Here is a 14,964-nt window from a genome sequence, read left to right as displayed (position 1 = left end):
AGGAAGGGGCACTCCTCCAAACGGGACAAACAGAGTATGCCCCTTTGATGCACTGAGTCGAAGGGGTCAGCCGGTAAAGGTTGTGAGTTTTCCGTCCTGCAGCGTCAGCACGCGGTCCATATGCCGGGTCAACGCCATGTTGTGAGTCGCGACGAGGACGGCGGCCCCTTCGCTCCGGGCAATCCGGATCAGGCTCGCAAACACCCGGTCGGTTGTGGTTGGATCGAGGTTGCCGGTCGGCTCGTCCGCAATGACCAGTTTCGGGTCATTGACCAGCGCCCGGGCAATTGCAACGCGCTGCTGTTCCCCGCCCGACAGCTGACCCGGCTGGTGATCGGCCCGGCTCTCAAGCCCCATCTCGGCGAGCAGGACATCCGCCTTCTGCCGGGCGATCCGCCGCTTCACGCCGTTCACCATGAGAGGCATGGCGACATTGTCCCGTGCATTGAACTCGGGGAGCAGGTGGTGGAACTGATAGACGAAGCCGAGCTTTTCCCGGCGAAGGCGCGTGCGTACGCCGTCCGGCAGTTTGAGCACCGATTCACCATCAAGCAGCACTTCGCCGCCCTCGGCGCGCTCGAGCAGGCCGGCTGTGTGAAGCAGCGTCGACTTACCTGAGCCGGACGGACCAACCAGCCCGACCAGTTCGCCCTTGTTGAGCACCAGGTCGGCGCCCTCCAGCACCTTCAGCACGTTCGGGCCTGAGCGGTATTCGCGGACGATGCCACGCAGTTCGAGGACAGGCTCGCTCATCACTCGAACCTCAGGGCATCGACGGGATCCAGCCGCGCCGCATTCCAGGCGGGCCAGATCGTGACCAGGATGGACATGCTCATCGCCCAGAGCGTCGTGAAGAGGGCCTCGCCCCAGTCGAGTTCGGCTGGAAGGCCGTCCAGTCCGTAAACATCGGCTGCGAAGATCTCGCGCCCCATGACGAAGCTGAGCGCGGTTTCCACCGCGTCGATATTCAGCACGATAAGCACACCGAGGCCGAGGCCGATCAGCGCGCCGGTCAGCCCGAGAATGGCGCCGATCATGATGAAAATCCGCATGATCGCCCCGCGTGTCGTGCCGATCGTCCGCAGAATGGCGATGTCACGTGTCTTGTTCTTCACCAGCATGACGACACCAGTGATGATATTGAGCGCCGTGATCGTGATCAGGATCAGCATGATGATCCGCATCATGCCCCGTTCGACATTCAGCGCATTGAAATAGGATGCGCGCTGCTGCTTCCAGTCGAAAACGACATACTGGAACCCCGTCATCTCGTTGATCTGCCGCATGGCCTGCTCAGTCTTCATCGGATCGACCAGGCGGATATCGATGAGCTGGTACTCCCCCTTCCGATTGAAGAAGAGCTGCGCCTGATCCATCGGCATGAGAACGTAGAGCTTGTCGAGTTCGACACTGCCGGTGGTGAAGGTGTCGCCGACTGTGTAGGTCTTGCTGCGCGGTGTAACGCCAAACGGCCCAGCCACGCCCTCCGGAGCGATCAGCCTGATTTCCTCGCCGGGCCGTACGCGGAGATCCGACGCGAGGAAAGCGCCGATCAGAACGACGTCGCCGCCATTCTTGCCCTCACCCCAGCCAGCAGCATCTGCCTGCGATCGGCCGCCTTCAAGATAGGGCAAATTATCTATGTCCTGAGGACGAATGCCCCTCACCAGAGCGCCTGTGCGTCCATAGTCGGTGGTCGCCAGGACCTGTTGTTCGATGATCGGTGAAGCGCTCTCGACGCCGGGCAGCTCGACGATGCGATTGACGAGGTCCTCTACCTCATCGGCCGGATAGTCCTGCACCTGGACGAAAACCTGCCCCGAACCGCCGAGAAGCGCGTTCAGCAAAGTCGACCGGAACCCGGCCATGACCGACATGATGACGATCAGCGCCATCACGGCGAGCATGATGCCGAAGAAGGAAATGATGGAAATCAGCGAAACACCGCCATGCTGGCGCCGGGCGCGAAGGTATCGCCAGGCGAGCGCGCGCTCGACACCGCTGAAGGGCGCCGACTTCGCCATTAGCCCGCTTTCACCTTCTCGATGGCCTCAGTGAGAGGCAGCTCGGATTTTTCACCGCTCTTGCGGTTCTTGAGTTCCACAACACCATTCTCAATGCCGCGCGGACCGATCACGATCTGCCAGGGCAGGCCGATCAAATCCATCCGGTTGAACTTCGAACCGGGACGCTCATCGGTGTCGTCGTAAAGCACATCCAGTCCGGCTGCCTGCAAGGCGTCATAGGCCTCGTCGGCGACCGTCGCGACCGCCTCATCCTTGGGACGCATGGAGATCAGGCCGACCTCGAATGGCGCGACCGATTGTGGCCAGACAATGCCGTTCTCGTCATGGCAAGCTTCGATGATCCCGCCGACGAGGCGCGATACGCCAATGCCATAGCTGCCCATCTGGACCGGGACGTTTGCGCCATCCGCTGTCTGTACTGTCGCGTTCATGGGCTTGGAATACTTGGTGCCGAAGAAGAAAATATGGCCGACTTCGATCCCCCGCGCAGAAACCTGCCGCTCGGCCGGGATTTTCCCGAATTCGGCCTCGTCATGTTTTTCCTCAGTGGCCGCATAGAAATCGGTCCGCTTGGCAACCTCATCCGACAGGTCCGCATCGAAATCGAGGTCGAGGCCCGGCGCGGGAAGGTCGAGCATCGCCTTGTCGCAGAAGACCGCGCTCTCGCCCGTGTCGGCAAGGATGATGAATTCGTGGCTGAGATCACCGCCAATCGGGCCCGTATCGGCCTGCATCGGGATCGCCGTCAGCCCCATCCGGTCAAAAGCGTTTAGATAGGCGCAGAACATCTTGTTATAGCTCGCGCGGGCAGCCTCCTCGGTGAGGTCGAAGGAGTATGCGTCCTTCATCAGGAACTCCCGTCCACGCATCACGCCAAAACGCGGACGGATCTCGTCGCGGAATTTCCACTGCGTATGATAGAGGTTGAGCGGCAGCGCCTTGTAGCTCTTCACATAAGAGCGGAAGACGTCGGTGATCAGCTCTTCATTGGTGGGGCCGAATAGCATCTCACGTTCATGGCGGTCGGTAATGCGAAGCATTTCCTTGCCATAGTCATCGTAGCGCCCGCTCTCCTGCCAAAGCTCCGCCTGCTGGATGGTCGGCATGAGAAGCTCTATGGCGCCCGCACGGTCCATCTCCTCGCGGACGATCTGCTCGATCTTCTGGAGCACCCGAAAGCCGAGCGGCAGCCACGTGTAAATCCCCGCACCGTTCTGGCGAACCATGCCGGTTCGCAGCATCAATTGGTGGGAAATGATGGCCGCATCAGCAGGCACATCCTTCGAAACAGGCAGGAAATAGCGCGTCAGTCGCATGGTCTTCTTGGACTCGATAGCGGTGGAAAGGTCAGGCTGGTGTTATTGGCAGTTTGGCCGATTGGCTAGAGGGCGCATGCAAGCAAGCCGGCCTGCGGCCGGCCAGCCACCATTAGCCGCCATAATACTGGAGCAGCGGCACGACGACGAGGCCGGCGATAACAGTACAGATGATTGCGCCGATCGTCGCCCAGATGATCTTTTTCGGCATCATGTGCCGGACGGGCGCGCCCTCTTCGGTACCGTCCTCGATCTCGCCATCCTCGAACTGCCCGCGCACGCCGATTGGCAGGACCACGAACAGGCACATCCACCAGGAAATGAGAAAGATGACAACTCCGCCGACCAGATTCATCAGTGATCGCCTTTCGGGCTCTCCATGAGTTCGACCAGGACGCCGTTTGTGTTCTTCGGATGAACGAAGATGATCAACGTGCCATGCGCGCCTATCCGAGGTTCGCCCAGCACTGTGGCACCGCGTTCCTTCATGACTGTCACGGCCTCGTGAATATCGTCCACCTCGAAGCAGACATGGTGCTGGCCACCCTTGGGATTCTTCTGGATGAAGTTATGGATCGGGCTCTCTTCATTCAACGGCTCGATCAGCTCGATCTGGCTGTTCGGCAGGTTGACGAAGCAGACCTTCACCCCCTGTGCCGGCATGTCGAACGGCTCGGTAATGTCCGTCGCGCCATAAAGCGTGCGATAGGTCTCGATCGCCTCCGGCAGGGACGGCACGGCAACGCCGACATGATTGAGCGGCCCGAGTTTGAATTCCTTCGACATCTTTTTTTCCTCACACTCTCATGATCGTCACATCGACGAGCGGCTTTCGACCGAACACGCGTTCGCACGACCGCCTTATGGCTCTTACCAGAACGGCCTCAACCGTATCATCGTCAAGCCGCTTGCGGCGTGACAAACCGTCCAGCGCCTCGTCGCAGGCCGCCTCCACCTCATCCAGGGACTCATCGGCGAGACTGCCATCTTCTTCGCTCAGCCCTCGGGATGTCAGATAGGGGCCGTCCGCAATCGAGCCATCCTCATCCAGGGCCACACTGGCTGTAACATAGCCGTACTTCGAAATCGCGATGCGTTCGCCAAGGCCTTCGGCACCGGCCGGCACCAGCCTGGAACCATCCAGATACAAGCGACCATTCGGCACCACATCAATCGCCTCCGCCTTGCCCGGCCAGAGGCGGATCATGTCACCGTTACGCGGCGTGACAGCTTCGGCAACCTGCATGCTGCGCGCGAAGGCGGCATGTTCGACAATATGCCGGCGCTCTCCGTGTACAGGGACGGCGATACGCGGACGCACCCATTGGTACATTCGTTCGAGTTCGTCGCGCGCCGGGTGGCCGGAGACATGGATCGGGTCGGCCGTCATCCGGTCGGTAATGATACGCACGCCCCGCTCGGCGAGCGCATTCTGCATGTCGAATATGCCCTTCTCATTGCCGGGAATGACCCGCGAGGAGAAGATCGCCGTATCGCCCTCCCCGAGCGTCAGGTGGCGATGCGTGCCATTGGCGATCCTGCCAAGCGCGGCGCGTTCCTCGCCCTGGCTGCCGGTACACAGGTAAAGAATATTGCTCGCCGGGAACGAGCCTGCATCCGCCTCGTCGACGAGGTCGGGAAGGTCTTTCAGCACACCGGTCTGAACGGCCGCGTCGACGATCTTGTGCATGCTGCGTCCGGCCAGGCAGACACTGCGCCCGGCTTTCCGGGCCGCCTCGATCACCGTCGCCACGCGGGCGACATTCGACGCAAACGTCGCCACAGCAACGCGCCCCTTGAGCGAGCCGATCAGCTCGATCAGGTTGCCGCGCACAGTCGCTTCCGACCCGCTCTCGCCATTCACGAAGACGTTCGTGCTGTCGCAGACCATGGCCAGAACACCCTCATCGCCAAGCTTTTTCAGTCCTTCGACATCGACGCCCTCCCCGATCAGCGGGTCAGGATCGATCTTCCAATCGCCCGTATGGAGGATGGTGCCGGACGGTGTCTTGATAGCCAGCGCGTTGGGTTCCGGGATGGAGTGGGTCAGCGTAATATAGGTGACGGTGAACGGCCCGGCCTCGACCTCGCCTTCCAGTGGAACGACATTCACGTCGACATGGCTCAACCCGCGCTCGGCCAGCTTGCCGGCAACAAGATGCGCGGTGAACGGCGTCGCATAGAGCGGCGCGCGCAGCCGCGGCCAGAGCAAGCCAACCGCGCCGATATGGTCTTCATGCGCGTGGGTCAGGAAGATCGCTTCGATATTGTCGGCCTGGTCTTCGAGAAACTCGGGATCTGCGCAGATGAGGTCGATGCCCGGCGTCGAGTCGTCACCGAATGTGACGCCGAGGTCGACCAGGATCCATTTGCGATCGTGCGCCGGACCATAGCCATAGGCGTTCAAATTCATGCCGATCTCGCCACAACCGCCAAGCGGCAGGAAGACGAGTTCGGGTGTATCCAGATTTGGCATGTCAGCCTTTACTGTTGCGTCTGTAGATTTCCAGGAGGCCGGACTCCATCAGGGTCTGGTCATAATGGTCGATCGTGGCGCTCGCCCCCTCAAAGAGTGAGGCAACACCACCGGTCGCGATAACGGTCATCGGCTGGCCGTACTCTGCCTTCACGCGCCGGACAAGACCGTCGATGAGATCGATATAGCCCCAGAAGACACCCGTCTGCATGGCGGCAACCGTCGAATCTCCGATGATCTTCTCGGGCCGCTGGATGGCAATCCGGGGCAGTTGGGCCGCCGCATCGTGCAGCGCGCGCATGGAAAGGTTAATACCTGGGCTGATGATGCCGCCCTCAAATCCACCGTCTGGGCCGACAATGTCGAGGGTTGTGGCCGTGCCGCTGTCGATCACGATCAGCGCGCCCGGATAGGCGATATGCGCCCCGATGGCCGCGACAAGGCGGTCGGCACCGACCTGCTCGGGCCGTGCGATCCGGATCGGAACACCGAGCTGCACGCCCGGCTCGCCAACGACAAGCGGTTCAACACCGAAATAGCGGCGCGACAGGTTCCGGAAATTGAACAGGGCCTGTGGCACAACACACGAGATCACACACGCGTCGATGTCGTAGATCGACAGCTTGCGCATATCCATCAGCGGTCCGAGCCAGACGACATAGTCGTCGGCCGTGCGACGCGGATCGGTCGCGCTGCGCCACATGGCCACCCAGTCCTCGCCGTCGTGCAGCGCAAAAACCGTATTCGTGTTCCCGATATCAATCGCGAGCAGCATGGCCGCCGACCTCCTTCACCAGTTCCACATCCCCGGCTCTTATGATGCGCTGCGAGCCGTCGGACAATTGCAGTTTGAGTCCACCATCCGCCGCCAGGCCGACAAATGTGCCGCTGACCGCCTCTGCGCCCTTGCCAGTGGTCACCTGCTGACCGAGGGCCTCGGCTTTGGCTTCCCAGTCCTGCAGAAGCGAGGGGAAATCCTCGCGCGCCTGACGGATCCGGTTTGCGAAGGCAGGCCGGAGGGCGTCAAGAACGACATCAGCGGTAACGAGATCGGCGGCACCGAGATCTGCCAGGCAGGTTGCTGCCTGTCCGGCTCTTTCTGGCGCGTTGCGAACATTGATCCCCATACCGGTGGCAACCCAGCTTCCACCGGTGCTGACCTGCCCGGCCTCGACGAGAATGCCGCAGAGTTTCGAACCGGACACCCGGACATCGTTCGGCCATTTCAACCGGACATCGGCGCCCGGCACGAGCATCGAACATATATCCGTAACAGCGAGTCCGGCAGCGAACGGAAAACGCGTCGCCACACCGACGCCCGCAGGCTCCCGGAAAAGCGCTGTGCAGAACAGGTTCCCGGCGGGAGAGACCCAGCTGCGCCCAAGACGCCCCCTGCCCGCGGTCTGCTGGCGTGCCGCGATCCAGAGTGGCCCATAGGTCCCGCTGGTGGCCAGCCGGCGAGCCTCCTCGTTCGTGCTGTCGATGACGTCATGCCACTGGGCGGGCGCGTCTGGCGTCACCGATAGAGCCCAGCAGCCGCGCTTGATGCCCAGTCAGCGAATGGGCCGACGAAGATGAACAAGGCAATACAGGCTATCGCGGATGCATAGATGGCCGTCGTCACCATCGCATCCACCGGCTGGAAGCGTTCGGCAGGTTCGCGCACCCACATGATGAGGATGATGCGGAGATAGTAGCCGAAGGCCAGCACCGAGCTGATCACGAGCACGATAAGAAGCGGCAAAAGCCCGGCATTCCAGCCGGCTTCAAACACGAGCAGCTTGCCGAGGAAGCCAACGGCCAGCGGGAAGCCCGCTACTGAAATGACCAGGACGGTCAGCGCAATGGCCAGGCCGGTACGCCGGCGGACGAGACCCGCAAGCTCGTCAATGCTCTCGACCATGCCGCCTTCACGGCGCATGGCCAGGACACCGCCGAACAGGCCGATTGATGCGATCACATAGGAGGTCATGAAGACCAGCAGCGCCGCCGCGCCGTATTCAGCGCCCGCCGCCACGGCAATGAGCGCATAGCCCATATTGGCGATTGAGGAATAGCCAAGCAGACGCTTGAGGTTGGTCTGGATGAGCGCACCAAACGCGCCGATCAGCATCGACAGGGTCGCGATGATGGCAATGATCATCTGCCAGTCTTCGAAGGCTGTCGGGAAGGCGGTGAACATCAGGTTCGCGAAGACCACCATGCTGGCCATCTTGGGCGCGGTCGCGAAGAAGGCGACAACCGGGCTGGGGGCACCTTCATAAACGTCCGGTGTCCAGACGTGCATGGGCGCGGCGGATACTTTGAACGCCATGCCCGAGATCATGAGGACCATGCCGAAGAGAAGGCCAATTCCGCCTTCGGCCTCGGCGACCATTTCGTAGCTCGTCGAGCCGGTGAAGCCGTAAACAAGCGAAATGCCGTAGAGCAGGATGCCCGACGCCAGCGCGCCAAGCACGAAGTATTTCAGGCCGGCTTCGGCCGAACGCATCGAGTCGCGGTGGAAGGACGCCAGCACGTAGGATGACAGGCTGAGCGTCTCGACGCCCATGTACAGCGTCATGAAATTCGAGGCTGACAGGATGATTCCAATGCCCATCGAGGCAAAGATCACCAGAAGCGGGTATTCATAGCGGATCGTCTCATGGCGCTTGAGGAAGTTCTCGCCCATGAGCAGCGTCACCGCGCCTGCGCCGAAGCTGACGACCTTGGCGAAGTTCACGAAGGGCGACGACTTCACGAGGCCGTCGAACGCTTCCCCGCCCGACCAGTTCATCAGGACGATCACCAACGCCGCGATGAGCGACAGCGCGCCGAACTTGAAGGATATGCTGTTGAAACGGTCGCCGAAGACGGCGCCGAGCAATACGCCAACCAGACCGGCCAATGCGAGTAGCATTTCCGGGCCGATGGCCGCGATCATCGCCTCGAAGTCAAGCATGGGCGATTATCCTCCGGTGATCATCTGCAGCGCGCGCAGGCTCGACTCGCGCGTCACGTCAAAAACCAAATTCGGTGCAACGCCGAGCAGCAGCGTGCCGATTACGAGCGGGATCAAAGTGATAAGTTCCTTGACCGAAATGTCCTGAATGCCTTCCAGCGCAGGGTTTGTGATCTGGCCGAACACCGTGCGGCGGTAGAGCGTCAGCATGTAGACGGCCGAGAAGATCACACCGAGTGCGGCGCCGGCGGCAGCCCAGCTGGAGGCCAGGAAGGCGCCGGTCATCGTCAGCATTTCGCCGACAAAGCCACTGGTGCCCGGCAGGCCGACATTGGCCATGGAGAACAGCATGAAGATGGCCGCATAGATCGGCATCTTGTGCACAAGGCCGCCATAGGCTGCGATCTCACGGGTGTGCATGCGATCATAGACGACGCCGACGATCAGGAAGAGTGCGCCGGAGATCAGGCCGTGCGAGATCATCTGGAAGATCGCGCCCTGCACGCCGACCTCGGTAAAGGAGAAGATGCCGAGTGTCACAAAGCCCATATGTGCCACGGACGAATAGGCGATCAGCTTCTTCATGTCGGTCTGACGCCAGGCCACCAGCGAGGCGTAGACGATGGCGATCACGGACAGCGCGAACATCATTGGCTGGAAGAACTGGCTCGCATCCGGGAACATCGGCAGCGAGAAGCGAAGGAAGCCGTAGCCGCCCATCTTCAGCAGCACCCCTGCCAGGATGACCGAGCCGGCCGTCGGCGCCTGGACGTGTGCGTCAGGCAGCCAGGTGTGGACCGGCCACATGGGCAACTTCACCGCAAAGGAGGCGAAGAAGGCCAGCCATAGCCAGGTCTGCACCTCGGGCGCAAAGGCGAAGGTCTCAAGCTGCATGATGTCGGACGTGCCGGCCTGCAGGTACATGAAGACCACGGCGGCCAGCATGAAGAGCGAGCCAAGCAGCGTGTAGAGGAAGAATTTGAACGACGCGTAGATCCGGTCTGCACCGCCCCAGACACCGATGATGATGAACATCGGGATAAGGCCCGCCTCGAAGAAGACGTAGAACAGCACGAGGTCCATCGCGCAGAACACGCCGATCATGAAGGTCTCGAGCACCAGGAAGGCGATCGTATACTCCGTCAGGCGCGTCTTCACCGAGCCGTAGGACGCGATCAGGCTGAGCGGGGTCAGCAGTGTCGTCAGCAGGATCAGAAGCAGCGACATGCCGTCGATGCCGAGCTTGTACTGGATATTGGCGAACCAGCCGATTTCCTCGACCAGCTGGTAGCCCTCGGCCTCCATGTCGAAGCTGGCGAGCATGACGAGCGAGGCCAGGAAGGTTGCGACCGAGAAGATCAGGCCGGCCGTCAGGGCCTTGTTGCCGGTTGCAACGTCGGTCTCCTGGCTGCCTGTCATGGCGCGCACGAGCATGATCAGCACGGCGCCAGCAAGCGGCAGGAAGGTGACCGCTGTGAGAATCGGGAAATCGCCCATCAGCCCGCGCCTCCGACGCGCCAGAAGATCACCGCGCCGAACACGAGGGCCGCGCCGATGATTACGAATGCATAGTGATAGAGATAGCCGGTGTGCATTGCCGACAGGCGGCGCGAAGTCCATTGCGCCAGGGCTGTCACGCCATCAGGGCCGAACCCGTCGATGATGCGCTTGTCGCCAGTCTTCCAGAAGAAGCCGCCAAGCCAGCGCGCACCGGCGATGATCGTGGCATTGTAGATTTCGTCGAAATACCACTTGTTCGCGAACAGGCTGTGCAGCGGACCGCCGGATTTGGCGATCTTTGCGCCGAAACCGCGATTGAAGAGGTAGGTGAAGGTCGCGATCAGGAAGCCGGTCACGGTGACCACGAGCGGCGCCCAGAAGACCCAGCCCGGAACCTCGTATTTCTCTTCCAGCAGGTGATTGTCCGGCGTGGTGTAGATGGACCCTGCCCAGAACTCTGCCTGATGGTGGCCGACAAACGAGCCATAGAAGATGAAGCCGGCGAAGATCGCGCCGAGCGACAGAAGGCCGAGCGGCACCAGCATGACCCAGGGCGATTCATGCGGATCGCCATGATGGCCGTGTCCGTGATCGTCGTGCGCATGGTCATCATGCGCGAGATGGTCGTCGGCGTGGCTGTCAGCCTCATGCGCGTCAGCCGGCATGCTGTCTTCGCGCGGACCGTGGAAGGTCATGTAGATGAGGCGCCAGGAGTAGAAGCTTGTCAGCAGCGCGGCGATGATACCGAACCAGAAGGCGAGCTGGGCGAAGGTGATGCCGTTTTCGCCGGCCGCAAACGCCGTCTCGATGATCGCATCCTTGGAGAAGAAGCCGGCAAAGCCGAGCTGTGTGTGCGGCACGCCGAGTCCGATAATGGCGATCGTGCCGATCATCATCGCGGCATAGGTCAGCGGCATGTACTTCGCGACGCCGCCCATCCGGCGCATGTCCTGCTCATGGTGCATGCCGTGGATGACCGAACCTGCACCGAGGAAGAGCAGCGCCTTGAAGAAGGCGTGCGTGAACAGGTGGAACATGGCGGCCTGATAGGCGCCAATACCGGCCGCGAAGAACATGTAACCAAGCTGCGAACAGGTCGAATAGGCGATGACGCGCTTGATGTCGTTCTGCGCCATGCCGACCGTAGCCGCGTAGAGCGCGGTTACCGCGCCTATGAGCGTCACCATACCGGCGGCAACCGGCGCGTATTCGTAGATCGGCGAGACGAGGCAGACGAGGTAAACGCCCGCGGTCACCATGGTCGCGGCGTGGATGAGCGCGGAGACTGGCGTCGGGCCTTCCATGGCGTCCGGCAGCCAGACATGCAGGAAGAATTGGGCCGACTTGCCCATCGCGCCGATGAAAAGAAGGATGCCGATCACTTCGAGCGCGGGCACGTCCCATGCAAGGAACGGCATCACGAGTTCCTGAACTGGCGCGGCGCTGGCGAGCGCCAGCGGCGTCACCGTCGCATTTTCCTTGATGGCTGAGAGTACCGGTTCGAACTCGACCGAACCGAAGACCAGGAAGACAGCCATGATGCCGAGTGCGAGGCCGAAGTCGCCGACCCGATTGGTCACGAACGCCTTGATGGCTGCGTCATTCGGCGCCTTGTTGTGATACCAGAAGCCAATCAGCAGGTAGGAGGCGAGGCCGACGCCTTCCCAGCCGAAGAAGAGCTGGATGAAATTGTCGGCGGTCACGAGCATCAGCATCGCGAAGGTGAAGAGCGACAGGTAAGAGAAGAAGCGCGCCCGGTGCGGATCTTCCGACATATAGCCCCAGGAATAGAGGTGCACGAGGCCGGACACGCCCGTGATCACAGCCATCATCACAATGGACAGGGCATCGACCCGGATCGCCCAGTTGGCCTGGAACTGGCCGACATCCATCCAGGTCATCAGCGTGATGACATGCTGGACGGCTGCGACCGCGTGCCCACCGCCATGGCCGCCTTCAGCCCCGGCGGTGTGAACGGCTTCCGTCACCCCGCCGCCGAATGCGAACATGAACAGCTGGATGACCGACAGGATGCCAGCCAAGCCGACCGTCGCCGTCGTGATGATCATCGCGCCGCGATCGGTGACGAATTTCTGGAAAACGCCAGCAATCAGCGCGGCAAGGCCCGGCGCCAGAACAATAAAGAGGAGTGCGAAATCCGGTAGCATCTGGCCCCTACCCCTTCATCAGGTCGACGCTCTCGACGGCGATGTCGCCGCGATTGCGGAAGTAAACTACGAGAATGGCGAGCCCGACCGCCGCTTCAGCGGCCGCCACCGTCAGCACCAGCATGGCGAAGATCTGCCCGGTGATCGTCCCCGAGAAAACGGAGAAGGCGACCAGGTTGATGTTCACCGACAGCAGGATCAGCTCCAGCGCCATCAGGATGACGATAATGTTCTTGCGGTTCACGAAGATGCCGACAACGCCGACCGTGAAAAGCACCGCCGAAACGGCGAGGAAATGGTTGATCGTAATATCCATGGCTTACAGCCCCTCGCCCGATTTGACGTCAATCCGGCGGATGGCATCCTTGCGCCGCCGCGCGGTCTGATGTGCGATATTCTGGCGCTTCACATGCGGCTTGTGGCGCAGCGTCAGCACGATCGCACCAATCATGGCGACCAGCAGGATCAGGCCGGACAGCTGGAACAGCAGCAGGTAGTCGGTGTACATCACCTGGCCGATCGCCTCGGCGTTGTTCTCGGCACCCGGATAGGGATTGAAGCTGTCGGCATCGGCGCCGCGCGCGAAAGTGGCGAGCGCGATCTCTGCAATGAAGGCAAGGCCAACCAGCGCTCCAAAGGGCAGATAGCTCAGAAAGCCCTGTTTCAACTCGACGAAATCGACGTCGAGCATCATGACCACGAAGAGGAAAAGCACGGCGACGGCACCGACATAGACGACGACCAGCAGCATGGCGAGGAATTCAGCGCCGATCAGCACCATCAGGCCTGCCGAGGTAAAGAAGGTCAGGATCAGCCAGAGCACAGAGTGCACCGGGTTCTTCGCGGCGATCACACAGACTGCCGACACCGTGACAATCGCGGCCAGAATGTAGAAGGCGATCAGTTCCACCGGTTCAGCCCCAAAGATTGAGAGGCGGTCGCCCGCCCCGTGAAAAGTAAAGTGCGCCGCCTAGCGGTAAGGCGCGTCGAGTTCAAGGTTGCGGGCGATCAGCCGTTCCCAGCGGTCGCCATTCGCAAGCAGTCGTTCCTTGTCGTAGTACAGTTCCTCGCGCGTTTCCGTCGCGAATTCGAAGTTCGGCCCCTCGACAATCGCATCGACCGGGCAGGCCTCCTGGCAAAAGCCGCAATAGATGCACTTCACCATGTCGATGTCGTAGCGTGTCGTGCGGCGAGAGCCGTCCTCGCGAGGCTCAGCCTCGATCGTGATGGCCTGCGCCGGGCAGATCGCCTCGCAGAGTTTGCAGGCAATACAGCGCTCTTCGCCGTTCGGGTAACGGCGCAGCGCGTGCTCACCGCGAAAGCGCGGACTGAGCGGGTTCTTTTCGAAGGGATAGTTGTTGGTCGCCTTGCGCGTGAACATTTCCCGAAGCCCGAGGCCGAAGGCACTCAGGAAGTCGGTCAGCAGCGCACCGCGAATGGTCTGGACGAGGCTCATGCCTGAACTCCCATATAAACGACGTAACCGGAAACGATGAGGACGGCGGCCAGAGATGTCGGCAGAAATATCTTCCAGCCGAGCCGCATCAGCTGGTCATAGCGATAACGGGGCACAACAGCCTTCACCAGGGCGAAGAGGAAGAAGAAGAACACGACCTTCGCCATGAACCAGGCAAGATGGCCGAGGTTGACCACCCATAGCGGGAAGTTCGCCACGAAATCCTCGCCCAGCGGGACCGGACCGTGCCAGCCGCCGAGGAAAAGGATCGTCATCATCGCGCACATCAGCACGATGTTGAGATACTCCCCGATCATGAAGAGCAGGTACGGTGTCGAGGAATACTCGACCTGGTAACCGGCAACGAGCTCGGATTCGGCTTCAGGAAGGTCGAAAGGCGGGCGGTTCGTTTCGGCCAGCGCGGACACAAAGAACATGACGAACATGACCAGCATGACCGGGAACAGCAAGACGTGGTTGAAGCTGAACACATGCCAGGACCAGAACCCGCTCGACTGGTTCGAAACGATGTCCGACAGGTTCATCGATCCGACGAGCAGGATCACCGTGATGATGATGAAGCCAATCGAGACTTCGTAGGACACCATCTGCGCCGCCGACCGCAGCGAGCCGAGGAATGGGTATTTCGAGTTTGATGCCCAGCCGCCCATGATGATGCCGTAGACACCGAGCGAGGACACCGCAAACAGGTAGAGTATGCCGACATTGAGATCAGAAACGACCCAGCCCGGCGCGACCGGGATCACGGCCCAGGCCGCGAAGGCGAGCGTCAGCGAAAGGATCGGCGCCAGCAGGAACACCGTCTTGTTGGCGCCCGCCGGGATGATGATTTCCTTGAGCAGGAATTTCCCGAAATCGGCAAAGCTCTGCAGCAGCCCGAACGGGCCGACTACGTTCGGGCCCTTGCGCATCATGACCGCTGCCCAGACCTTCCGGTCCATCAGCAGGAGGAAGGCCAGCGACAGCAGCAGGACAATGGTGAACAGCAGGATCTGACCAATCACGGTCAGCCAGCCGAACAGCAGTCCATGTTCCTGGATGAATGCACTCATGGCGCTC

Annotated in this window: 15 protein-coding genes; all 15 read right to left on the bottom strand. The window is 61.2% G+C overall.

The window, feature by feature from the left end; all coding sequences use genetic code 11:
* Positions 1 to 66: 66 nt before the first annotated feature.
* Positions 67 to 753, bottom strand: coding sequence for an ABC transporter ATP-binding protein (locus tag D1223_RS11755; RefSeq protein WP_119376619.1), 687 nt, complete (start codon positions 751 to 753; stop codon positions 67 to 69).
* Entirely contained in the window at positions 753 to 2,024 is a 1,272-nt protein-coding gene (locus D1223_RS11750; RefSeq protein ID WP_119376618.1) for a lipoprotein-releasing ABC transporter permease subunit, read from the bottom strand. Before D1223_RS11750 ends, D1223_RS11755 begins: the two co-directional genes overlap by 1 nt.
* A complete protein-coding gene (gene proS / locus D1223_RS11745; protein WP_119376617.1) occupies positions 2,024 to 3,343 on the bottom strand; it encodes a proline--tRNA ligase in 1,320 nt (439 codons plus the stop codon). Before proS ends, D1223_RS11750 begins: the two co-directional genes overlap by 1 nt.
* Before the next feature lie 112 nt (positions 3,344 to 3,455).
* The gene (locus D1223_RS11740) at positions 3,456 to 3,698 is read right to left on the bottom strand and encodes a DUF1467 family protein (protein ID WP_119376616.1); all 243 of its coding nucleotides are present in this window, start codon (positions 3,696 to 3,698) and stop codon (positions 3,456 to 3,458) included.
* The gene (gene mce / locus D1223_RS11735) at positions 3,698 to 4,129 is read right to left on the bottom strand and encodes a methylmalonyl-CoA epimerase (RefSeq protein ID WP_119376615.1); all 432 of its coding nucleotides are present in this window, start codon (positions 4,127 to 4,129) and stop codon (positions 3,698 to 3,700) included. Before mce ends, D1223_RS11740 begins: the two co-directional genes overlap by 1 nt.
* Positions 4,130 to 4,139: 10 nt before the next feature.
* A complete protein-coding gene (locus tag D1223_RS11730) occupies positions 4,140 to 5,819 on the bottom strand; it encodes a ribonuclease J (RefSeq protein ID WP_119376614.1) in 1,680 nt (559 codons plus the stop codon).
* 1 nt (position 5,820) lies between these two features.
* Positions 5,821 to 6,594, bottom strand: a complete 774-nt coding sequence (locus tag D1223_RS11725) for a type III pantothenate kinase (RefSeq protein WP_119376613.1) — start codon at positions 6,592 to 6,594, stop codon at positions 5,821 to 5,823.
* Positions 6,578 to 7,339 carry a biotin--[acetyl-CoA-carboxylase] ligase gene (locus tag D1223_RS11720; RefSeq protein ID WP_158588459.1) on the bottom strand — a complete coding sequence of 254 codons (762 nt, stop codon included), beginning with the start codon at positions 7,337 to 7,339 and terminating at the stop codon, positions 6,578 to 6,580. Before D1223_RS11720 ends, D1223_RS11725 begins: the two co-directional genes overlap by 17 nt.
* Positions 7,336 to 8,760, bottom strand: a complete 1,425-nt coding sequence (locus D1223_RS11715; protein WP_119376611.1) for an NADH-quinone oxidoreductase subunit N — start codon at positions 8,758 to 8,760, stop codon at positions 7,336 to 7,338. Before D1223_RS11715 ends, D1223_RS11720 begins: the two co-directional genes overlap by 4 nt.
* A gap of 6 nt (positions 8,761 to 8,766) precedes the next feature.
* Positions 8,767 to 10,257, bottom strand: coding sequence for an NADH-quinone oxidoreductase subunit M (locus D1223_RS11710; protein ID WP_119376610.1), 1,491 nt, complete (start codon positions 10,255 to 10,257; stop codon positions 8,767 to 8,769).
* On the bottom strand, positions 10,257 to 12,428 hold the full coding sequence (gene nuoL, locus D1223_RS11705; protein WP_119376609.1) for an NADH-quinone oxidoreductase subunit L: 2,172 nt from the start codon (positions 12,426 to 12,428) through the stop codon (positions 10,257 to 10,259). The genes D1223_RS11710 and nuoL overlap by 1 nt, the downstream gene beginning before the upstream one ends.
* 7 nt (positions 12,429 to 12,435) lie before the next feature.
* Complete coding sequence (gene nuoK / locus D1223_RS11700; RefSeq protein WP_119376608.1) at positions 12,436 to 12,744, bottom strand: NADH-quinone oxidoreductase subunit NuoK; 309 nt, start codon at positions 12,742 to 12,744, stop codon at positions 12,436 to 12,438.
* 3 nt (positions 12,745 to 12,747) lie between these two features.
* Positions 12,748 to 13,338, bottom strand: a complete 591-nt coding sequence (locus D1223_RS11695; RefSeq protein WP_119376607.1) for an NADH-quinone oxidoreductase subunit J — start codon at positions 13,336 to 13,338, stop codon at positions 12,748 to 12,750.
* Positions 13,339 to 13,398: 60 nt separating this feature from the next.
* Positions 13,399 to 13,884, bottom strand: a complete 486-nt coding sequence (gene nuoI / locus D1223_RS11690; protein WP_119376606.1) for an NADH-quinone oxidoreductase subunit NuoI — start codon at positions 13,882 to 13,884, stop codon at positions 13,399 to 13,401.
* Positions 13,881 to 14,957, bottom strand: a complete 1,077-nt coding sequence (gene nuoH / locus D1223_RS11685; protein WP_119376605.1) for an NADH-quinone oxidoreductase subunit NuoH — start codon at positions 14,955 to 14,957, stop codon at positions 13,881 to 13,883. The genes nuoI and nuoH overlap by 4 nt, the downstream gene beginning before the upstream one ends.
* Positions 14,958 to 14,964 lie beyond the last annotated feature (7 nt).

The organism is Henriciella mobilis (genome assembly GCF_003576285.1).
GTDB classification, from domain to species: Bacteria; Pseudomonadota; Alphaproteobacteria; order Caulobacterales; family Hyphomonadaceae; genus Henriciella; species Henriciella mobilis.
This window is presented reverse-complemented; position numbering and strand designations above follow the sequence as displayed.

What these genes read in the sequence shown, in the direction of transcription:
- D1223_RS11755 (WP_119376619.1), bottom strand. Translation starts at nt 753, where the DNA reads ATGAGCGAGCCTGTCCTCGAACTGCGTGGCATCGTCCGCGAATACCGC.
- D1223_RS11750 (WP_119376618.1), bottom strand. Translation starts at nt 2,024, where the DNA reads ATGGCGAAGTCGGCGCCCTTCAGCGGTGTCGAGCGCGCGCTCGCCTGG.
- proS (WP_119376617.1), bottom strand. Translation starts at nt 3,343, where the DNA reads ATGCGACTGACGCGCTATTTCCTGCCTGTTTCGAAGGATGTGCCTGCT.
- D1223_RS11740 (WP_119376616.1), bottom strand. Translation starts at nt 3,698, where the DNA reads ATGAATCTGGTCGGCGGAGTTGTCATCTTTCTCATTTCCTGGTGGATG.
- mce (WP_119376615.1), bottom strand. Translation starts at nt 4,129, where the DNA reads ATGTCGAAGGAATTCAAACTCGGGCCGCTCAATCATGTCGGCGTTGCC.
- D1223_RS11730 (WP_119376614.1), bottom strand. Translation starts at nt 5,819, where the DNA reads ATGCCAAATCTGGATACACCCGAACTCGTCTTCCTGCCGCTTGGCGGT.
- D1223_RS11725 (WP_119376613.1), bottom strand. Translation starts at nt 6,594, where the DNA reads ATGCTGCTCGCGATTGATATCGGGAACACGAATACGGTTTTTGCGCTG.
- D1223_RS11715 (WP_119376611.1), bottom strand. Translation starts at nt 8,760, where the DNA reads ATGCTTGACTTCGAGGCGATGATCGCGGCCATCGGCCCGGAAATGCTA.
- D1223_RS11710 (WP_119376610.1), bottom strand. Translation starts at nt 10,257, where the DNA reads ATGGGCGATTTCCCGATTCTCACAGCGGTCACCTTCCTGCCGCTTGCT.
- nuoL (WP_119376609.1), bottom strand. Translation starts at nt 12,428, where the DNA reads ATGCTACCGGATTTCGCACTCCTCTTTATTGTTCTGGCGCCGGGCCTT.
- nuoK (WP_119376608.1), bottom strand. Translation starts at nt 12,744, where the DNA reads ATGGATATTACGATCAACCATTTCCTCGCCGTTTCGGCGGTGCTTTTC.
- nuoI (WP_119376606.1), bottom strand. Translation starts at nt 13,884, where the DNA reads ATGAGCCTCGTCCAGACCATTCGCGGTGCGCTGCTGACCGACTTCCTG.
- nuoH (WP_119376605.1), bottom strand. Translation starts at nt 14,957, where the DNA reads ATGAGTGCATTCATCCAGGAACATGGACTGCTGTTCGGCTGGCTGACC.